The sequence below is a fragment of the Prescottella defluvii genome (assembly GCF_000738775.1).
Classification (GTDB): Bacteria; Actinomycetota; Actinomycetes; order Mycobacteriales; family Mycobacteriaceae; genus Prescottella; species Prescottella defluvii.
Genome location: NZ_JPOC01000003.1, coordinates 67,719 through 86,415, shown reverse-complemented (window position 1 = coordinate 86,415; position 18,697 = coordinate 67,719). Strand labels below are relative to the sequence as shown.

Annotated in this window: 19 protein-coding genes; 11 read left to right on the top strand and 8 right to left on the bottom strand. The window is 68.6% G+C overall.

Annotated elements, in window-relative coordinates; translation table 11 throughout:
* From cydB to IJ15_RS0100795, 4 genes are all read left to right on the top strand, one after another.
* Entirely contained in the window at positions 1-1,038 is a 1,038-nt protein-coding gene (cydB, locus tag IJ15_RS0100810; RefSeq protein WP_031936450.1) for a cytochrome d ubiquinol oxidase subunit II, read from the top strand.
* Positions 1,035-2,774, top strand: a complete 1,740-nt coding sequence (gene cydD, locus IJ15_RS0100805; RefSeq protein WP_031936449.1) for a thiol reductant ABC exporter subunit CydD — start codon at positions 1,035-1,037, stop codon at positions 2,772-2,774. Before cydB ends, cydD begins: the two co-directional genes overlap by 4 nt.
* Positions 2,771-4,498: a thiol reductant ABC exporter subunit CydC gene (gene cydC / locus IJ15_RS0100800; protein WP_031936448.1), complete on the top strand. Its 1,728-nt coding sequence runs from the start codon at positions 2,771-2,773 to the stop codon at positions 4,496-4,498. The genes cydD and cydC overlap by 4 nt, the downstream gene beginning before the upstream one ends.
* A gap of 279 nt (positions 4,499-4,777) precedes the next feature.
* Complete coding sequence (locus IJ15_RS0100795) at positions 4,778-5,557, top strand: hypothetical protein (RefSeq protein WP_156111980.1); 780 nt, start codon at positions 4,778-4,780, stop codon at positions 5,555-5,557.
* Positions 5,558-6,006: 449 nt separating this feature from the next.
* Here the strand turns inward: IJ15_RS0100795 and IJ15_RS0100790 are convergent, their stop codons facing one another.
* Entirely contained in the window at positions 6,007-6,714 is a 708-nt protein-coding gene (locus IJ15_RS0100790) for an FABP family protein (protein WP_031936446.1), read from the bottom strand.
* Positions 6,715-6,986: 272 nt separating this feature from the next.
* Between IJ15_RS0100790 and IJ15_RS0100780 the strand changes: the two genes are divergently transcribed.
* Entirely contained in the window at positions 6,987-8,228 is a 1,242-nt protein-coding gene (locus IJ15_RS0100780) for a cutinase family protein (RefSeq protein WP_031936444.1), read from the top strand.
* Between the two features lie 58 nt (positions 8,229-8,286).
* Here the strand turns inward: IJ15_RS0100780 and IJ15_RS0100775 are convergent, their stop codons facing one another.
* From IJ15_RS0100775 to IJ15_RS0100755, 6 genes are all read right to left on the bottom strand, one after another.
* The gene (locus tag IJ15_RS0100775) at positions 8,287-8,592 is read right to left on the bottom strand and encodes a DUF1416 domain-containing protein (RefSeq protein WP_031936443.1); all 306 of its coding nucleotides are present in this window, start codon (positions 8,590-8,592) and stop codon (positions 8,287-8,289) included.
* Positions 8,593-8,597: 5 nt separating this feature from the next.
* Entirely contained in the window at positions 8,598-9,431 is an 834-nt protein-coding gene (locus IJ15_RS0100770; RefSeq protein WP_031936442.1) for a sulfurtransferase, read from the bottom strand.
* 92 nt (positions 9,432-9,523) lie between these two features.
* Complete coding sequence (locus IJ15_RS0100765) at positions 9,524-9,994, bottom strand: DUF4395 domain-containing protein (protein ID WP_031936441.1); 471 nt, start codon at positions 9,992-9,994, stop codon at positions 9,524-9,526.
* Between the two features lie 148 nt (positions 9,995-10,142).
* Positions 10,143-10,229, bottom strand: a complete 87-nt coding sequence (locus IJ15_RS27035) for a putative leader peptide (protein ID WP_350317252.1) — start codon at positions 10,227-10,229, stop codon at positions 10,143-10,145.
* Between the two features lie 22 nt (positions 10,230-10,251).
* On the bottom strand, positions 10,252-10,707 hold the full coding sequence (locus tag IJ15_RS0100760; protein ID WP_031936440.1) for a thioredoxin family protein: 456 nt from the start codon (positions 10,705-10,707) through the stop codon (positions 10,252-10,254).
* Positions 10,704-11,486: an LmeA family phospholipid-binding protein gene (locus tag IJ15_RS0100755; protein ID WP_031936439.1), complete on the bottom strand. Its 783-nt coding sequence runs from the start codon at positions 11,484-11,486 to the stop codon at positions 10,704-10,706. The genes IJ15_RS0100760 and IJ15_RS0100755 overlap by 4 nt, the downstream gene beginning before the upstream one ends.
* Before the next feature lie 142 nt (positions 11,487-11,628).
* Here IJ15_RS0100755 and IJ15_RS0100750 point away from each other — a divergent pair, with 142 nt between their 5' ends.
* The 6 genes from IJ15_RS0100750 to pstB all read left to right on the top strand — a co-directional run bounded on the left by IJ15_RS0100750 (position 11,629) and on the right by pstB (position 17,550).
* Entirely contained in the window at positions 11,629-12,396 is a 768-nt protein-coding gene (locus IJ15_RS0100750; protein ID WP_031936438.1) for a winged helix-turn-helix transcriptional regulator, read from the top strand.
* The gene (gene mshD, locus IJ15_RS0100745) at positions 12,396-13,316 is read left to right on the top strand and encodes a mycothiol synthase (RefSeq protein ID WP_031936437.1); all 921 of its coding nucleotides are present in this window, start codon (positions 12,396-12,398) and stop codon (positions 13,314-13,316) included. The genes IJ15_RS0100750 and mshD overlap by 1 nt, the downstream gene beginning before the upstream one ends.
* A 218-nt stretch (positions 13,317-13,534) precedes the next feature.
* On the top strand, positions 13,535-14,662 hold the full coding sequence (gene pstS / locus IJ15_RS0100740) for a phosphate ABC transporter substrate-binding protein PstS (protein ID WP_031936436.1): 1,128 nt from the start codon (positions 13,535-13,537) through the stop codon (positions 14,660-14,662).
* 57 nt (positions 14,663-14,719) lie between these two features.
* Positions 14,720-15,769 (top strand): phosphate ABC transporter permease subunit PstC, encoded by a 1,050-nt coding sequence (gene pstC, locus IJ15_RS0100735; RefSeq protein WP_031936435.1) that lies wholly within the window; start codon positions 14,720-14,722, stop codon positions 15,767-15,769.
* A 3-nt stretch (positions 15,770-15,772) separates the two neighbouring features.
* The gene (gene pstA, locus IJ15_RS0100730) at positions 15,773-16,678 is read left to right on the top strand and encodes a phosphate ABC transporter permease PstA (RefSeq protein WP_031936434.1); all 906 of its coding nucleotides are present in this window, start codon (positions 15,773-15,775) and stop codon (positions 16,676-16,678) included.
* A 95-nt stretch (positions 16,679-16,773) separates the two neighbouring features.
* On the top strand, positions 16,774-17,550 hold the full coding sequence (pstB, locus tag IJ15_RS0100725) for a phosphate ABC transporter ATP-binding protein PstB (protein ID WP_031936433.1): 777 nt from the start codon (positions 16,774-16,776) through the stop codon (positions 17,548-17,550).
* On the opposite strand, the gene IJ15_RS0100720 is transcribed toward pstB, so the two are convergent.
* A complete protein-coding gene (locus IJ15_RS0100720) occupies positions 17,547-18,533 on the bottom strand; it encodes an endonuclease/exonuclease/phosphatase family protein (RefSeq protein WP_051918430.1) in 987 nt (328 codons plus the stop codon). The two genes, pstB and IJ15_RS0100720, sit on opposite strands and share 4 nt — an antisense overlap.
* Positions 18,534-18,697 lie beyond the last annotated feature (164 nt).

Genomic DNA, 18,697 nt, shown 5'->3' with positions numbered 1-18,697 from the left:
ATGGGACTGCAGGAATTCTGGTTCGTTCTCATCGCGGTGCTCTTCGTCGGGTACTTCGTACTCGAGGGGTTCGACTTCGGTGTCGGAATGTTGATGCCCGTCCTGGGCAAGACCGAGAACCGTCGCCGCGTGCTGCTCAACACGATCGGACCCGTCTGGGACGGCAACGAGGTGTGGTTGATCGTCGGTGGCGGTGCGATGTTCGCGGCGTTCCCCGACTGGTACGCGACACTGTTCTCCGGGTTCTATCTACCGCTGCTGATCATCCTGGTGGCGCTGATCCTGAGGATCGTCGCGATCGAATGGCGCGGCAAGATCGACGACGACAAATGGCGGGCCCGCGCCGACTGGGGCATCATGATCGGCTCGTGGGTCCCGGCCGTGCTGTGGGGCGTCGCGTTCGCGAACATCGTCCGCGGCGTCGCGATCAATGCCGACAAGAAGGTCACGTCCAACTTCTTCGACCTGCTCAACCCGTACGCCCTGCTCGGTGGCATCACCACCGCGCTGGTGTTCGCACTGCACGGAGCCGTGTTCATCGCCCTCAAGACCGCCGATGACGTGCGGATCGACGCCGCGGACCTGGCGAAGAAGCTCGCCATCCCGACGGTGCCGATCGCGGGCGGGTTCGTGCTGTGGACCCAGTTGGCCCACGGCAAGGGCTGGACGTGGATCCTGGTGGCGCTCGCGGCGATCGCCGTGATCGCGGTGGTGTTCCTGACCCGGGCCGAGAGTGAGGGCTGGGCGTTCGCGTTCACGACGCTCGCGGTGATCGCCACGGTGGTGCTGCTGTTCGCGTCGCTGTACCCGAACGTGATGCCGTCGACGACCGACCCGGCGTTCAGTCTCACCATTGAGAATGCGTCGTCGAGTCCGTACACGTTGAAGGTGATGAGTTGGGCGGCAGTGATTCTCACACCGATCGTGCTGCTCTACCAGGGCTGGACGTACTGGGTGTTCCGTAAGCGGATCTCCACCAAGCACATCCCGCCGTCGATCGGGCTGTCCCGCAAGACAGGACCTACGAAGGTCGGATGAGTACCGAGATCGATCGCCCCGCCCGAACGAGTCGACGGGCGGGGCGGCGCGGAGGTCCGGTGGACCCGCGCCTGTGGAAGTACTCCGCGTCTGCGCGCGGCTACCTGATCCTCACGGTGGTCCTGTCCGCGATCAACGTCGCGATGGTGATCGTCTCGGCGGTGCTCATCGGCACGATCCTGGCCGGGGTGATCACGTCGGACCGGCGGGCTCTCGCGGACTGGCGCACCGACCTGATGTGGCTCGCCGCGGCCGTCGCCGTCCGGGTCCTGGCGTCCTGGCTGCACGCACGGTACGCCCACCGCTCCGCCAACCGGGTGGTCGCGGAACTCGAGGTCGAGGTGCTGCAGGCGGCCGTCCGGATGCCACCGCGCACCCTCGACCCGCGCCGCGACGAGATCGCGACCGTGCTCACCCGGGGCGTGCGCGCCCTGGAGCCGTACCTGACGGGCTATCTGCCCGCGCTCATCCTCGCGGCGACGCTCACCCCGGCAACGCTGGTGGTGATCATCATGCAGGACCTGACGGCGGCGATGATCGTCGTGGTCACGCTGCCGCTCATCCCCGTGTTCATGATCCTGATCGGCCTGCTCACCAAGGGGAAGGCCGAGCAGACGCTCACCGCGTTGACGCGTCTGTCCGGGCAGCTGCTGGACCTGCTGGCCGGTCTGCCGACGCTGCGGGCGCTCGGCCGCGAGCGCGGTCCCGCGACCCGGGTGCGCGAACTCGGGGACGCCCACCGCAAGACCACGATGTCGTCGCTGCGGGTCGCGTTCCTGTCCTCGATGGTGCTGGAACTGCTCGCGACGCTGTCGGTGGCGCTCATCGCCGTCAGCATCGGCCTGCGCCTGGTCTACGGCAACATGGAACTCGAGCCGGGCATCGTCGCCCTGATCCTCGCGCCCGAGGTGTACCTGCCGCTCCGGATGGTCGGAGCCCAGTTCCACGCCGCCGAGGACGGTGTCGCCGCCGCGACCAAGGCGTTCGGTGTGCTCGACGAGGCAGCCGAACAGCGTCCCACCGGAACTCGCACCGTGGTGGCCGAGGGCGCCGTCGTCGAACTGGCTGGGCTGAGCGTGCGGTCCCGATCCGGGACGGCGCCGGACCGGCTCGATGCCACGTGCCGGCCCGGTGCAGTGACCGTGCTGACCGGTGCGAACGGGTCCGGCAAATCCACTGCCCTGCAGGCTGTCCTGGGGCTGACCGAGCCCGACGCCGGATCGGTGCGGATCGACGGGATCGACGTCCGCGACCTGGACCCCGCCGGCTGGTGGGCGCAGATCGCGTGGCTGCCGCAGCATCCGGTGATCGTGCCGGGCACCCTCGCCGAGAACCTGGCCCTCGTCGGCGACATCGACATCCACGCCGAGCAACTGCAACAGGCATGTCGGGCAACCGGATTCGACGACGTGCTGGCGGAGCTGCCGCGCGGATGGGACACCGTCGTCGGCGCCGGGGGACTGGGACTGTCCCTCGGGCAGCGCCAGCGCCTGGCACTCACACGGCTGCTGGTGTCGTCGCGGCCGGTGGTGCTGCTCGACGAGCCGACGGCACACCTGGACGACGAAACCGAACGGACAGTGTTGGATTCGCTCCGTGAACTCGCCGGCCACGGCCGAACCGTCGTGGTCGTCGGACACCGTCCGACCGTGCTGGCGGCGGGGGACCGGGTGATCGAGGTGGTGGCCCGACAGGACGTCGAGGCCGACGAGGATGCGGGAGAAGCTGCACCATGAATCGTGACCTGGTGCGGGCGATCGGGCTGCTGGATCTGCAGCCGCGACGGGTGCTGGCGGCGGTCGCCGCCGGTGTCGCGACCCTCGGCAGTGCGCTCGCACTGGCGGCGCTGTCGGCATGGCTGATCACCAAGGCGTGGCAGATGCCGCCGGTGCTCGACCTGACGGTCGCGGTCGTCGCGGTGCGCGCACTCGGCATCTCCCGGGGCGTCTTCCGCTACCTCGAACGCCTGGCGACGCACGACGCCGCGCTGCGCGGCACCACGTCGGCGCGGACGATGATCTACCGCCGCCTGGCGGACGGTGATCCGGCCGCGGCCGCGGGACTGCGGCGCGGGGACCTGCTGGCCCGCACCGGCGCCGACGTCGACGCCCTCGGCGACGTCGTGGTGCGGGCGTTGATCCCGATCGCCGTCGCCGCGATCATGTCGTTGTCCGCGGTCGTCCTGCTCGGGCTCATCTCGCCGGCCGCCGCGCTGGTGCTCGCCGTCGCGCTTGCCGTGTCCGGGGTGTTGGCGCCGTGGCTGTCGGCGCGTGCGGCCCGGATCGCGGAGTCCCGCAGTGCCGCCGCGACGGCGTTGTTCAGCGAGACGGCGGTGACCGCCCTCGACCATGCGTCGGAGTTGCGGGTGGCCGGACGCCTCGACGACGTCCTCGCGAGCGCGGAGGCCACCAATCGCGACGCGGTGCGGGCCACGGACCGTGCTGCCCTGCCCGCGGCCTTCGCGGCCGCGGCGACCCCTCTCGCGATCGGGGCCAGTGTGCTGGGGTCCCTGCTGATCGGCATCACGCTGTACGGGCCGGACGGTGGCACGCCGGGCGCGATGACGCCGATGTCGTTGGCGATCCTGGTGCTGGTGCCGCTCGCGGCGTTCGAGGCGACCGGTGCTCTGCCGGCGGCGGCGCTCGCCCTGACCAGGGCGCGGATCGCGTCGGGTCGGATCATGGCGCTGCTCGATCGTGCCGGGGAACCGGTCCCGGAGGGCACCGAGGTGCCGTCGGGGGCCGGCCGGGTCGGTGCCGACGGGGTGCGGTGCGGGTGGCCGGGCGGCGAGAAGGTGACCACGCCGGTGGATCTGGATCTGCCCCCGGGCTCCCGAGTGGCCGTCGTCGGGGGGAGCGGTGCGGGCAAGACCACGCTGCTGATGACCCTGGCCGGACTGCTGCCGCCGATCGAGGGCACGGTGTCGCTCGACGGCACCCCCATTGCACGGTTCCGGCCCGATGCATTGCGCCGCGAGATCGGGTTCTTCGCCGAGGACGCGCATCTGTTCGACACGTCGGTTCTCGAGAATCTGCGGGTGGCTCGCGGCGACCTGGACGAGCAGGCCGCCGTCGACGTGCTGGGCACGGTCGGGTTGGGGGAGTGGGTGGCGCAGTTGCCCCGCGGCGTGCACACGCCGCTGGGCGGTGGTGCCCGGGCGGTCTCCGGCGGGCAGCGTCGACGCCTGCTGCTCGCCCGCGCACTCGTCTCACCCGCGCGGGTGCTGCTGCTCGACGAACCCACCGAGCACCTCGATGCGGCGGACGGTGCGCGGATTCAGCGGGCGCTGCTGGATCGGGACGGTGGACTGGTCGAGCGGGATCGGACCGTCGTCCTCGTCACGCACCAGTTGCCGTCGGATGCTCGCGCCGATCGCATCGTGACGGTCGGTAACGGAACGGACCGCGATGGGGATTGTGTCAGTGAGCGTGTCGGACGGAATTCGGCCGAGCACGCCTGAGTGCGGACGCCGCCCGCGGCCGCACCGAACCCAATTATGGAACATGTTCTAGAACCGGCGGAGACATCGCCGGACCCGGTCATGTCGTTACAGGTCCGCGACTGCAAAAAGTGTTGTGGCACCGCGTAACTACCCTTATGGACGAACGTCCGAAAAGCTAGCTAGTATGTGACGGTATTCACCATCGAATGGGCGATTTGCCGTGACCTCACGGACTAAATTGAAACGCGTTCTACCGAGAACTGCCTCCCCCTCAGGAACGACCGAAGGAGCATGTACATGTCTCGAACGTTCACCCGCCGCATCGCGGCCTCCGTCGCTGCCGCCGCCGTCGTGGCCGGTGGAATCGGACTCGGCGCCGGCACCGCCAGCGCTGCGGGCACCGGTTCCCTCGGTTCGCTCGGTTCGGGCAGTGCCGACACCGCACCGGTGTCGAGCGGTGTCGTCCCGCAGCCTGGCGTCGACTACCCGAAGTCGGCGACAGACTCCAGCGACAACGTTCAGTTCACCCGACAGGTTGTCGGCGACGGCACCGTGGCGCCTGATGGGCTCGTGACCTATCGGACGACGTTCTCGGTGACGAATGGCCTCGATCGATTCCTCCAGACTGTTGTCGATATTCCGGCGGGACCCGAGTTCACGTACGTCGCCGGCAGCGCAAAGGTCAACGGAAAGGGCGTGGATACAACGACTGACGCGCCGACCGGAGCCGTCACGATGTCGTCGGGGGGTTGGAGGCTGTCGAAGAACACCGGGGACACCGTCACGTTCGAGGTCACCTACAAGGCGCCGAGCAACCTGACCGTCGGTAACGTCTACAACAGCGGAATCAACTTCAAGCCCACCACGTGGCAGAACATGCAGAAGTTCCCCGAGGTCGGCGCCTGGGTCAAGGCTCGTGCGTCGAACGCCGGTGAGGCTGTCACCGGCAGCCTCGATTCGTCGGGCTTCGGTTCGTCGGGCCCGGTGGCCGGTGGTTCGTCGGGTTCGGCGATCATCAACGATCCCGCCGGCTTCATTGCCGACATCATCAGCAACGTGTTCCAGAACGGCAGCTAGTACCCACCCCCTAGGCCGCGAACGGGACATGAGGGCACGGTCCGCGACCGGAACCGTGCCGTGAATTCCCGTTCAGGCGTATGAGTGGGTGATCGAACGCCACGCGAGCCCCGCACCGGACATCTCCGGTGCGGGGCTCGCGTCGTTCGGTCAGCGACCTCCGATCCCGCCGAAAAACCCGTTGCCGAGTGTCGTGGGCGGGCGTAGTTTCGGGCGTACACGAGGAAGGAGGTGGTCTGAAGTTGAATGACAAACGGACACGTGAGGTGGCTGTCACCTAGCCGCGATGCTCTCGGAATTCACTGACCGCAGCGCGGCTGGCGAATCCCAGGCAGCTACCCGACCCCCGAGCCCTCCGGTCGCGTCCAGATCGGAACTCCACGAAATGCGAAACCCCCGGGTTTCGTCTCGTGGACGGGCCCGGGGGTCGCTGCTGTCTGGGGGTGTCGTCAGCCGATGTAGCGCTGGAGGCGAGCGGAGAACCGCGGCGCGAGGGGGCCGTCGGCGACGACGCGCTCCTCGACGTACGCCAGATCGCCGCCCTCGACGATGCCGTACAGGCGCTTGGCGCCACCGATCAGCTCGCCGGACTCGCTGCGGATCACGACGTCCGTCGCGAGTTCCCAGGACGACTGCGTCAGTGCCTGGCCGTAGAACAGTTCGACGACACCGGACGCGTGCGTGAGGAGGAGTTCGACGACCTCTTCGTTGGTGCTGCCGGGGATGCCGTCACCGGCGACGCGCCAGTAGCCGCTCTCGCGCTGGTCGGGACCCACGTACGCACCGTCGGCGTCGAGACGCCAGCTGCGGGACTCCCACGCCAGGTAGTTGCCGCCGTCGTGTGAGACGACGATCTGCTGGCCGAACGGGTAGTCGCCGGTCTCCTGGTCGTGACCCTCGCCCTCGCCGCGCCACACGCCGACGAGCGGCAGGAGGGCGAGCATGCCGGGATGCAGGTCCGGCCCGAGGCGCAGATTCGCGGTGTCCTCGGGCAAGGGGAGATCGGGCAGCGTCGGGATGTTGCGTCCCGCCGTGTCCTTCGCGCGCTCTTCAGCGGCTGCGACAGCACGGTCACCGCTGCCACGGACTACGTGTGCAGCGTGCGACTCGGTGTCAGCAGGCTGCTGATCGGAGCCCGCGTCCGGATCCTGACTCACGGCTTGTCGGTGACCAGTCGGTACACGACGTACAGCGAGAACCAGGTGATCAGGATGGCGGCAAGGGCAAGGAGAACCTCGAAGAAGATGACCACGCGCTCATCTTAGACCCCGTCCCCGGGGCGTTCGAAATCGGCAGCGGTGCGGCGGCTGCGGGTATCGATCCCGCCGATTCCCGATCAGCGTCGGATTCGCGGTATACGGTGCTCGCGGAATCGAGAACCAATCACGAACTGTCACGCCTGCGGGGGTGCGCACGGTCGGAGGTGTCGATGGCTCGACGGGGAATGGTGTCCGCGCTCGCAGGGGTGGTAGCGGCGGCGGTGCTGCTGGTCGGTGCGGGTCCGGCGATCGCCGAGGGCTCCGGAGCGCCGGGAAGCACGGGGGATTCCGGTTCGGGGTCCGTGCGTCCGCCGGCGAAGGATCCGAACAACTTCGGTGACGGTTGCCCCGACATCCTGGTGGTCGCGGTGGCGGGGGCCGGTGATTCGACGTCGGATCGCGACCCCTTCGGCGACGGGCAGCGCGTGTCCGGGTCGAACTGGCTCAGCGAGGTGACCGTCCCGCTCGGCGAGGCCAATCGGGATCAACCGGGCACGGTGGGGTGGATGTACGTCCCGTACCCGTCCACGTACGGCGTCGGATTGCTCGAGGACGTGCCCACGTATCAGGAGTCGGTGGCCGCCGGTGTCGCGTCGATGAACCGGATCCTGGACGAGAAGAAGACCCAGTGCGGCGCCACGACCCGATTCGTCCTCCTCGGCTACAGCGTCGGCGCCGAGGTCACCGAGCGCGTCGCGCGCGACATCGGCCACCGGAGCGCACCGGCTACCGTGACCGCCGACGACATCGCGGGCGTCGCGCTGGTCGGAGACCCCTACCGGCCCGCCGGGACGCCGTCGCTCGGCGGACCGGGGCCGGCCGGTGGCGGCTTCATGGCGTCCGAACCGGCCGACTACGGCGCGCTCGACGGCCGGGTCCTCTACGACTGCCGCCCGATGGACATCGCGTGCGACGCCCCGCCGGACATCGCGCTGCTCGAACTCGCGCTCGGCGTGCTCGGGCAGATGCGGTTCACGATCCTCAATCCGGTGCAGACGTTCGCCGACTTCGGTCGCGTCGCGTCCGACATGTCGGCGCGCGCGATCGCCCACATCGTCTCCCGCGAGGACTGGTTCACTTCCGAGGAGTCACTGCTCGACGTGCTGCGGAAGGTCGCCGACCAGACCTACCGCGACGACGCGGCGACGGCGGCCGCGACGCCGGAGCGCATTGCGGCGCTGGATGCCTGGGTGCGCGGGCCGGGCGCGGACGTGGTGCGCGCGAAGGCGCAGGCCGAATCGGTGGGGTTTCTCGAGGACAATCGCGGCATCGTCGACCTGATCTTGAAGCCGTACATCGTGCTGGGGCCGCTCCAGCACGTCCTCTACTGGATTCCCGGACCCGCCCCACTCTTCGGCGACAGCGATCGCGTGGTGGAATGGATCGACGGTCTTCCGCGGGGTGGGGCGTAGGCAACGAAAAGGGCGCCACCCCAACAGGAGTGGCGCCCCTTCCGGTCTGGCTTCGAACCTACTTCCCGACCGTCACGTCGACGGCGTAGACGCCGGCGCTGTCGGGGCTGATGGTCACGTCGCCGTTGCCCGAACTGGAGAGTGCACGCACCTTCCAGGTGCCGGGGGCGGCGAAGAAACGGAAATCGCCGGTCGCGGAGGCGACGACCTCGGCGGTGAACTCGTCGGTGCCGTCGAGCAGACGCACGAACGCGCCGCCCACCGGCTGGCCGTCAGTGGCCAGGATGCGGCCGGTGATGACGGTTTCCTTCTCGACGTCGACACCCGCGGGCAGGGTCTGGGTCTGAACAGGTGCTCCGCACATATCTCTTATGCTCCCAACTCGATCGGTGCGCCGACCAGCGAGCCGTATTCGACCCAGCTGCCGTCGTAGTTCTTCACGTTCTGCTTGCCGAGGATCTCCTGCAGCACGAACCAGGTGTGGCTCGAGCGCTCGCCGATACGGCAGTAGGCGATGGTGTCCTTGGTCTCGTCGAAGCCCCTGTCCGCGTACAGCTTCGCGAGGTCTGCGTCGGCCTTGAAGGTGCCGTCCTCGTTGGCGGTGGTGCTCCACGGGATGTTGATGGCGCCCGGGACGTGGCCGCGCTGCTGCGCCTGCTCCTGCGGCAGGTGCGCCGGGGCCAGGATCTTGCCGGAGTACTCGTCGGGGGAGCGGACGTCGACCAGGTTCGCCGAACCGATCGCGGCGATCACGTCGTCACGGAACGCGCGGATCGAGGTGTCGGGCGCGGCGGCCTTGTACTCGGTCGCCGGACGGGTGACGGTCTCCTTCGACAGCGGACGGCCGTCGAGTTCCCACTTCTTGCGGCCGCCGTCGATCAGCTTGATGTCCTGGTGGCCGTACAGCTTGAAGTACCAGTACGCGTAGGCGGCGAACCAGTTGTTGTTGCCGCCGTAGAGGACCACGGTGTCGTCGTTCGCGACGCCCTTCGCGGACAGCAGGGCGGAGAACTGCTCCTGGTTCAGGAAGTCGCGGCGGACGCCGTCCTGCAGGTCCTTGCGCCAGTCGAGCTTGATCGCGCCCTCGATGTGGCCACCGTCGTAGGCGGCGGTGTCCTCGTCGACCTCGACGAAGACGGTCTTGGGTGCGTTGAGGTTCTGCTCTGCCCAGTCTGCGGAGACCAGGACGTCGGAGCGAGCCATGGGTTGTCCTTTCGGTGTGGGAACGGCGTGTGTGGAGCGTGGGAATGCAGTGCGGTTGAGGGCCCGCACGGGTGGAACGAGAGCGTTTCGGGTCAGACCGCGCTCGGGGCCGAGCCGCCACGCAGGCGGGCGGCGAGCGGGTAGATCTGGCAGCCGAGGCAGATCCCGAACGCGGCATTGAGGAGGGCCGCGAACAATGCGAAGCCGGTGGCGATTCCGCCGACGAGGCCCGCGCCGAGCAGGAACGCGACGGTGCCGACAACCGCGAAGAACAGGCCGACGAGCTGCGCGAACCGCAGCGGCGCGACGGGTTCGCGTTCGACGGTGGGGCTCAGGCGCGGCGCGACCAGCGTCGCGAAGATCTGCCCGTACGGGCTGCGCCGTGGACCGGCGGCGGCGCCGATCGCGAACACGACCGCCTGTGCTGCCAGCAGCAGGCCGGCGGCGAGGGTCGAGACGGTGGACAGCACCAGCACCGCGACGAGAACCGCGGTGGTGATCCATGCGGCGAAGCGCGGACCACGAACGTCGACCTGCTGGTTCTGGATTGTGGGAGTGGACATCTGGGTGTGCTCCTGCGGGCTACCGAGAGTTGACTTGCCGCCGAGGGAACGCGGCAGGGACCGGTTGTCGGGGGTTTCACCGATCAAGGACGGGGTCGACGGGGTCGTCAGCGAGAACGCTGGAAAGAGAGGTCGACCGTCTGCGTGATCAACAGCAGGGACAGCAACAACCACCGAGGCGGCACAGATCGACTGCGCGGCGACGGGTGAGCATCAGCTCGTGGTTGGCGTACACGTGGTGCAGCGTACCCGGATTCTCAGGAAAGTGAATCCCCGGGTGTGAGAAGCGTCTCGATGGAGGACCGGAGATCGGTGGCGGACGGCACACCGGAGATTCGGAACCGTTCGGCCAGTGCCCCGTCCAGGATGAACGTCGTCGGCAGGGACAGGACGCCGAGTGTCTTTGCCAGAGAAGGATGCTCGTCGATATCGAGTTCCACCTCGGTGGCGGCGTCGACGCGCTCGAGCACCTGGCCGATCACCCGGCGCACCGCGGCGCACGGTCCGCACCAGTCGGCCGAGAAGTGCAGGACGATCGGCTGCCCGGTCGCCGTCACCCCGGCTGCGGCCAGTTGCGCGGTCCGGGTGTCCTCCACCGGGTCGGTGGTGGGAACGGGTGCGGTGGCGCGGACCTTGCCGGCGCGGCCGCGCAGGATCAGGCCGATGGCGAGCGTCGCGACGACCGCGACACCCAGGATGACGAGTGCGGTCACGACACGGCCTTCAGCTCGTCGAGGTCGACGACGACGTTGTCGCCGGACCCCTCGATGACGATCTGCGAGCCCTGCGCGTAGACCTCGGTGGGCATTACGCCGAACGGCAGTGACTGCGGATCGATCGTCTTGGTGAACAAGTCGAGCACCGTCTGCCGCAGCGGCGCGGGCACCGTGAAGTCGGCCTCGCCCTCCGGTCCGAAGTAGAAGTCGGTGGCGACGATCAGCAACTGCTCACCGCGCAGCACCAGGTCGGCCTGCACGCTCACCGACGTCTGCAGCGGGCCCACCGGCACGGTGCCGGTCAGCACGATCCCGCCGGCGGTCGGGGAGCCGGAGCCGCCGGAGCCGCCGGTACCGTCGGACTTGTCGGCCGGCGGGGCGGAAACCTGCAGGTCGGGGATGCCGAGGAACTGTCCGAGGTCGGTAGCGTCGATCATCATCCGACCGTCGAGGTGATCGACCGGAACGGTGCGGACCGTGCCGTCGAGCAGGGCCGACGCCGGTACCGACACGCCGTTCAGCGTCGCCTCGATGGTGACCTCGCCGATCATGTCGTTCGGCACCTCGCGGGCGCGGACCTCGACGTTGTCGTACTTGCCGTTCCATGCCTGGGTGAGGAACGGGAACCCGTGGATGGTGACCTCGGGGTCGGCGGTGAGCGAACCGCCCTCCCTCAGGGCCCGCGAGACGCGGTATTCGGAGTAGGCGGCGGCGCCGAAGTCGACTACGACGACGAGTCCGACGAGGCACACCAGGCCGATGATGAGTTTCCGCACCTCATCATTCTTACCGGCGTCGCGGAGGACCGGTGCGGCGGTACTGCGCAAACTCGCGCTAATCTGTCCCCGAAACAAGAACGTCGGTCCACTCGGTGTCGGCCCTCCCGCCGGCATTCGCGGCGCAAGAGAGGGAGGTGGAGTGGAGCTACTGCTGCTGACCTCCGATCAGAACCCCGAGACAGTGCTGCCTTCGTTGGCGCTCCTGTCACATTCCGTCCGCCCCGCTCCGACGGAGGTTTCGTCCCTGCTGGAGGCGGGATCCGCGGACGTGGCGCTCGTCGACGCCCGTACCGATCTCGCGGCCGCGCGCGGCCTGTGCCGGCTGCTCGGCAGCACCGGATCGGCAGTCCCGGTCGTGGCGGTCCTGACCGAGGGCGGCCTGGTGGCCGTCAACTCGGACTGGGGTCTCGACGACATCCTGTTGCCGACCACCGGTCCGGCCGAACTCGACGCGCGCCTGCGATTGCTCGTCGGCCGCAACGGGGGTGGTGTGGCGAGTCCGGAATCCGCCGGCAAGATCACGCTCGGTGAGCTGGTGATCGACGAGGGGACGTACACCGCACGACTGCGGGGTCGTCCCCTCGATCTGACTTACAAGGAATTCGAGCTCCTCAAGTACCTCGCGCAGCACGCCGGCCGGGTGTTCACCCGGGCGCAGCTCCTGCAGGAGGTGTGGGGCTACGACTTCTTCGGCGGCACCCGCACGGTCGACGTCCACGTGCGACGGTTGCGCGCGAAGCTCGGCACGGAGTACGAGTCGCTGATCGGCACCGTCCGCAACGTCGGCTACAAGGCCGTGCGTCCGGCGCGCCCGTCGAACCGGGCCGGGCAGGCCGCCCCGGCGGACGACCGTGACGGCGACCCGGACGGCCAAGATCTCACCCCCACCAACGGATCGGCGTATTGATGGCAACGCAGCAGCTCGACTGGATCGATTCACCTCCGGCGGAGGAGGTGCGGGCGATGATCGAACGCGCGACCGTGACGGACGGCACCGCGCCGATCTCCGAGCAGGCCGTCCGCGCACTGACCGGGACCGGTCCGGCCCGCCACCTGGTGTCCACCGCGGACGGCCGGGTCGTCGGGTACGCGCAGCTCGAGCCAGGTCACGGCGAGCATCCCGCCATGGCGGAGGTCGTCGTGGACCCGGCCGCCCGTGGCGCCGGGATCGGCGGCCGACTGGTGGCCGAGGCCCTCGCAGCCGGCGGATCCGGCACCCGGGTGTGGGCGCACGGCAACCTCCCGTCCGCTGCCTCGGTCGCGCACCGGCTCGGCCTCGTCGGTGTGCGTGAGCTGCTGCAGCTGCGCCGGCCCCTGGCCACCCCCGAACTGCCCGACGTCGTCGTGCCGGACGGTGTCACGCTGCGCACGTATCGCGGCCCGGAGGACGACGCGGAGCTGTTGCGCGTCAACGCCGCCGCATTCGCGTGGCATCCCGAGCAGGGCGGCTGGACACAGCGGGACGTCGACGAGCGCCGCGCCGAACCGTGGTTCGATCCCGCGGGCCTGTTCCTCGCCTTCCCGTCGGGCGACGACGCGGGGGACCCGGACCGCCTTCTCGGTTTCCACTGGACGAAGGTGCACGCGCCGGAGAACGGCAGCCCGGCGCTCGGCGAGGTCTACGTCGTCGGTATCGACCCCGACGCGCAGGGCCGCGGCCTCGGCCGGGTGCTGACGCTGGCCGGCCTGCGGTATCTGCGTGACCGCGGCCTGGAGACGGTGCTGCTGTACGTCGAGGGCGACAACACCGCGGCACTGCACACGTACGAGCGGCTCGGGTTCGAGCGGTTCCACGTGGATGTCGCGTACGCCACTCCGTCCCGATAGCGTCCGTTCACGCAGGTGCGGAGGGGGTGTGACGAACCCCTCCGACGAATTCCCTCGGGTGTTCACCTTCCGTTCACCGAACCGGGTCCAGTTGGCTACCGGAGCCCCCTACCTTTCTGGCCTGGGTGGCGGACCGCCGCCCGGTGCGAGTCACACAGGATTCGCGCTTCCCATGCCGCCCGAAGTCGGGCGAGACGCTAGACCAGCGGAGGACAAGGGTGAACCTCAAGCGAAACGGCGCATTGCTCTCGATGGTGGCGGTAGGTGCCGTGACGGCGATGTCGCTGACGGCTTGCGGCAGCGACAACAATGCCGCGTCGTCCACCGTCGACACGTCGGCGTCGACCGCCCTGTGCGACGGCAAGGACAAGCTCTCCGGTGCGGGATCGTCTGCGCAGAAGAACGCGATGGACGAGTTCACCTCGACCTACATCGCGGCTTGCCAGCAGAAGGGTAAGAGCGTCAACGTCGCCTACAACCCGAGCGGTTCCGGCGACGGTCGCACGCAGTTCATCGCGAAGCAGATCGACTTCGCCGGCTCGGACTCGGCCATCAAGGGCGAGCAGGCGGACCTGGCCAAGGCCCGCTGCGAGGGCAACGACGCGTGGAACCTGCCGCTCGTGTTCGGCCCCGTCGCGATTGCCTACAACCTCGACGGCGTCGACAATCTGGTGCTGAACGGCGAGACCATCGCCAAGATCTTCAACGGTGGCATCACCATGTGGAACGATCCGGCCATCGCCGCGCTGAACTCCGGCGTCGAACTGCCCGACGAGAAGATCAGCCCGATCGTGCGCTCGGACTCGTCCGGCACCAGCGACAACTTCCAGCAGTACCTCGAGGCGGCGTCGGGTGGCGCCTGGACCCAGGGCGCGGGCTCGGACTTCAAGGGTGGCGTCGGCGAGGGTGCCAAGGGCTCGGCCGGTGTGGCGCAGGCCGTGGCGACCGCGCCCGGCTCGATCACCTACGTCGAGAAGTCCTTCGCGGATCAGCAGAAGCTGCCGGCCGCCCAGATCGACACCGGCTCCGGCCCGGTGGAACTGTCGCAGGAGACTGCGGCCAAGGCCATCGCCAACGCGTCGTTCAAGGGTGCGGGCACCGGTGACCTCACGCTGGATCTGAAGTCGATCTACGGCACCACCGAGGCCGGCGCCTACCCGCTGGTGCTCGCGACGTACGAGATCGTGTGCTCCAAGGGCTACGACGCCGACACTGCTGCTGCCGTGAAGTCCTTCCTGACCAGCGCAGCCAACGAGGGCCAGCAGACCCTCGCGGAACAGGGCTACGTGCCGCTGCCGGAGTCGTTCCGCGCCAAGCTCAACGAGTCGATCGCCGCGATCGCCTGATCGGATCGATCCCCTTCGGACCGCCCATCTATATTCAGACGGAGAATGTGAGCGCAGATGTCTGACGCGAGCACACAGTCAACACCACGCGCCTCCGGCCCCGCGGACGGCGGGGCCGGGGTGGGCGGTCCGAACGGCACCCCGGAGGCCCCGATCACTTCCCCCGAGACAACGAAGCGCAAGACGGTCACCCGTCCCGGCGACCGGATCTTCGGATCACTGGCATCGGGTTCGGCGGTCTTCATCACGCTGCTGGTCGCCGCGGTCGGCATCTTCCTGATCTGGCGTGCGGTGCCGGCACTGCAGCGCAACGAGGTCAACTTCCTCACCAGCCGTGAGTGGGACACCGACAACATCAATTCGATGGCGTTCGGTGTCCTGGACCTGCTGCAGGTGACGGTGATGGTCTCGCTCGTCGCCCTCGTGCTGGCTATGCCGGTCGCGCTCGGCATCGCGATCTTCCTCACCGAGTACGCGCCCAAACGTGTGGCCAAGCCCCTCGCGTACGTGATCGATCTGCTGGCCGCGGTGCCGTCGATCGTGTACGGCCTGTGGGGCCTGCTGATCTTCGCCCCGGCGATCGCCCCGGTTGCGGTGTGGCTCAACGAGAACCTCAGCTGGATCCCGATCTTCGCGGACGGAACCGGTTCCATCCGCGGCGGCGGCACCATCTTCACCGCCGGCATCGTGCTCGCGGTGATGATCCTGCCGGTGATCACCGCGGTGACCCGCGAGGTGTTCGGGCAGACGCCCAAGGCGCACATCGAGGCCGCTCTCGCGCTCGGCGCCACCCGCTGGGAAGTGGTGCGCACCACGGTCATTCCGTTCGGCAAGTCCGGTTACATCAGCGGCTCGATGCTCGGCCTGGGCCGCGCGCTCGGCGAGACCATGGCGCTGTACATGATTCTGCGGACGACGTCGCAGGCGTTCGGCTGGTCGGTGTTCGACAGCGGTTCGACGATCGCCTCCAAGATCGCGCTCGGCTATGCCGAGTTCAACAACAACATCCAGGCGGGCGCCTACATCGCCGCCGGCCTGGTCCTGTTCGTGCTCACCTTCGTGGTCAACGCGGCGGCCCGCGCCGCGATCGCCGGAAAGCGGGACTGACCGATGACCAGCGTTCTCGACAAGCCCATCAAGGCGCCTGCATTCCAGGGCGTCGGATTCCGCCGCCGCTTCACCGATGTCGCCGCCACCGTGCTGGTGACCCTGTCCGTGCTCGTCGCGCTCGTGCCGCTGGTGTGGGTGCTGTGGACGGTGCTGGTCAAGGGCATCGGCGCCGTCACGTCGCAGACGTGGTTCACCCACTCGCTCAGCGGCCTGTCCGCCTCGGCCGACGGCGGTGGCATCTACCACGCGCTGATCGGCACCCTGATGCAGGGACTGGTGTGTGCCGCGCTGTCGGTTCCGCTGGGACTGTTCGTCGCGGTCTACCTCGTGGAGTACGCGGGCAATTCGAAGCTCGGCAAGCTCACCACGTTCATGGTCGACATCCTCTCCGGTGTCCCGTCGATCGTCGCGGCCCTGTTCATCTACGCGCTGTGGATCGCGACGTTCGGCTTCCCCAAGTCGGCGTTCGCGGTGTCGCTGGCGCTGGTGCTGCTGATGGTGCCGGTCGTGGTGCGCAGCACCGAGGAGATGCTGCGGATCGTGCCCGACGACCTGCGCGAGGCGTCGTACGCGCTGGGTGTGCCCAAGTGGAAGACCATCGCGCGCATCGTCGTTCCCACCGCACTGCCGGGCATCATCACCGGCGTCATGCTGGCCCTGGCCCGCGTGCTCGGTGAGACCGCGCCGCTGCTGATCCTGGTGGGCTATGCGCCGTTCATCAACTTCAACCTGTTCGGTGGCGAGATGGGCACGCTGCCCGGTGTCATGGTCGCGGAGATGAACAATCCGACCGATGCCGGCTCCAACCGGATCTGGGGTGCGGCACTGACCCTGATCCTGGTGATCGCGGTCCTCAACATCGTCGCGAAGGCGATCGGTCACTTCGCCGCGGTGCGCAGCAAGTGAGCATCGAATCGGTGGCGATCGCCGCGATCGCCGCATCCCCCGCATCTCGTCAGCACATACTCGAGCTAGCGCTCACATCAGTAGGGAGCCGGTAAATGGCCAAGCGTCTGGATCTCAAGGACGTCAACATCTACTACGGCAAGTTCCACGCCGTCGCCGATGTCGGGCTGTCGGTGCCCCCGCGCAGCGTCACCGCGTTCATCGGCCCGTCGGGCTGCGGTAAGTCGACGGTGCTGCGGTCGCTCAACCGGATGCACGAGGTGACGCCGGGCGCCCGCGTCGAGGGCTCGGTGCTGCTCGACGGTGAGGACATCTACGGCTCCAGCGTCGACCCGGTCGGCGTGCGCAAGACGATCGGCATGGTGTTCCAGCGGCCCAACCCGTTCCCCACGATGTCGATCCGCGACAACGTGGTGGCCGGCCTCAAGCTGCAGGGCATGCGCGACAAGAAGAAGCTCGACGAGGTCGCCGAGCAGTCGCTGCGCGGCGCGAACCTGTGGAACGAGGTCAAGGACCGGCTCGACAAGCCGGGCGGTGGCCTGTCCGGTGGTCAGCAGCAGCGTCTGTGCATCGCCCGCGCCATCGCGGTCTCACCCGACGTGCTGCTGATGGACGAGCCGTGTTCGGCGCTGGACCCGATCTCCACGCTCGCGATCGAGGACCTCATCACGGAGCTGAAGAAGGACTTCACGATCGTCATCGTCACGCACAACATGCAGCAGGCTGCGCGGGTGAGCGACCAGACGGCGTTCTTCAACCTCGAGGCCACCGGCAAGCCGGGCCGGCTCATCGAGATCGACGACACCGAGAAGATCTTCTCCAACCCCACCCAGAAGGCCACCGAGGACTACATCTCCGGCCGCTTCGGCTAGGCCCCGGCCCGCGTCCCGTGCGGCGGGACATCGTCGGCGCGCAGCCGGATTTCGGCGACGAGACCGTAGTGGTCCGACCCGACGATCTCGATGCGGTCGAGGGCGGTCACCGCGGCGCCCTTGGTGATGATGCGGTCGATGCCGGTGAAGGCGGGGAGCCGACGGTTGGCCGGCATCGTCGGCACCAGTCCGGCGCCCACCTGGTCGGCCGCATCGACGTAGCCGTCGGTGAGCAGGTCGCGGTACTGACGCTGGGTGTAGCTCGCGTTGAAGTCCCCGCTGACGACGACGTTGTCGCGGGGGGCGTCCGCGCGCATCTCGGCGTGCAGGCCCCGCAGTTCCGCCGCCCACCACTGCGCCGGGAACAGGTAGGCGGGCGCGGGATGAACTGCCAGCAGGGACACGGGTTCTCGTAGTCCCACATCCAGATCCGCGGTGAGGTTCGCGGACAGGTAGCCGTCCAGGTTGCGGGTGTTCGACAGCGGGAAGCGACTGTAGATCCCGCCGCCCTCGCCGCCCGGGCCGTACGACACCACGAAGCGGTGCGGCAGCAGGTCGTCGAGCCCGGCGGCGTGCAGTCCGTCGATCGACTCGTCGGTGAGTTCCTGGACGGTGAGGACGTCGACGCCGCGGTCACGCACCGTCCGGACCAGGGCGTCGGGGTCGGCACAGCCGATCTTGATGTTGGCCTGCATGATTCGAATCGACGGGCCGGACGGCGCGGGACCGGTGGCGCCGCCCGCTCCGGGGAGGTAGAGCGGGGCCAGTGCCGCGACTCCGACGGCGCAGACGACGAGGCATGCCGCCTGGACGGCCCACTGTCGGGCGGCTGCGGCGACGACGGCGCCGATCAGTGCGAGGACGAGCAGGGTCGGGGTCTGGCCGGCGAGCAGGACCACGAAGCGGTTCTCCACGCGCACGACCGACGCCAGTAGTCCGAGCGCGCCCGACGCGCCGCAGGTCGCGGCGAACACTCCCGCCATCAGTCGGGCGGTCCGGGTATCGATCACGGTTCGATCATGCCCGCTTCCGGAACCCGGGGAGCGAGAGTCCAGTCGAAAGGTCGTTTGGTAGATAGCCGAGTGTGAGCTGGCATCTCGACTGGAGGGCATTCGGCTCGCCTTCCCGGGCCTCTCTGCAATTGTCT

Coding starts and splice junctions, on each gene's coding strand:
- cydB (WP_031936450.1), top strand. CDS start 1: ATGGGACTGCAGGAATTCTGGTTCGTTCTCATCGCGGTGCTCTTCGTC.
- cydD (WP_031936449.1), top strand. CDS start 1,035: ATGAGTACCGAGATCGATCGCCCCGCCCGAACGAGTCGACGGGCGGGG.
- cydC (WP_031936448.1), top strand. CDS start 2,771: ATGAATCGTGACCTGGTGCGGGCGATCGGGCTGCTGGATCTGCAGCCG.
- IJ15_RS0100795 (WP_156111980.1), top strand. CDS start 4,778: ATGTCTCGAACGTTCACCCGCCGCATCGCGGCCTCCGTCGCTGCCGCC.
- IJ15_RS0100780 (WP_031936444.1), top strand. CDS start 6,987: ATGGCTCGACGGGGAATGGTGTCCGCGCTCGCAGGGGTGGTAGCGGCG.
- IJ15_RS0100775 (WP_031936443.1), bottom strand. CDS start 8,592: ATGTGCGGAGCACCTGTTCAGACCCAGACCCTGCCCGCGGGTGTCGAC.
- IJ15_RS0100770 (WP_031936442.1), bottom strand. CDS start 9,431: ATGGCTCGCTCCGACGTCCTGGTCTCCGCAGACTGGGCAGAGCAGAAC.
- IJ15_RS0100765 (WP_031936441.1), bottom strand. CDS start 9,994: ATGTCCACTCCCACAATCCAGAACCAGCAGGTCGACGTTCGTGGTCCG.
- mshD (WP_031936437.1), top strand. CDS start 12,396: ATGGCAACGCAGCAGCTCGACTGGATCGATTCACCTCCGGCGGAGGAG.
- pstC (WP_031936435.1), top strand. CDS start 14,720: ATGTCTGACGCGAGCACACAGTCAACACCACGCGCCTCCGGCCCCGCG.
- pstA (WP_031936434.1), top strand. CDS start 15,773: ATGACCAGCGTTCTCGACAAGCCCATCAAGGCGCCTGCATTCCAGGGC.
- pstB (WP_031936433.1), top strand. CDS start 16,774: ATGGCCAAGCGTCTGGATCTCAAGGACGTCAACATCTACTACGGCAAG.
- IJ15_RS0100720 (WP_051918430.1), bottom strand. CDS start 18,533: ATGGCGGGAGTGTTCGCCGCGACCTGCGGCGCGTCGGGCGCGCTCGGA.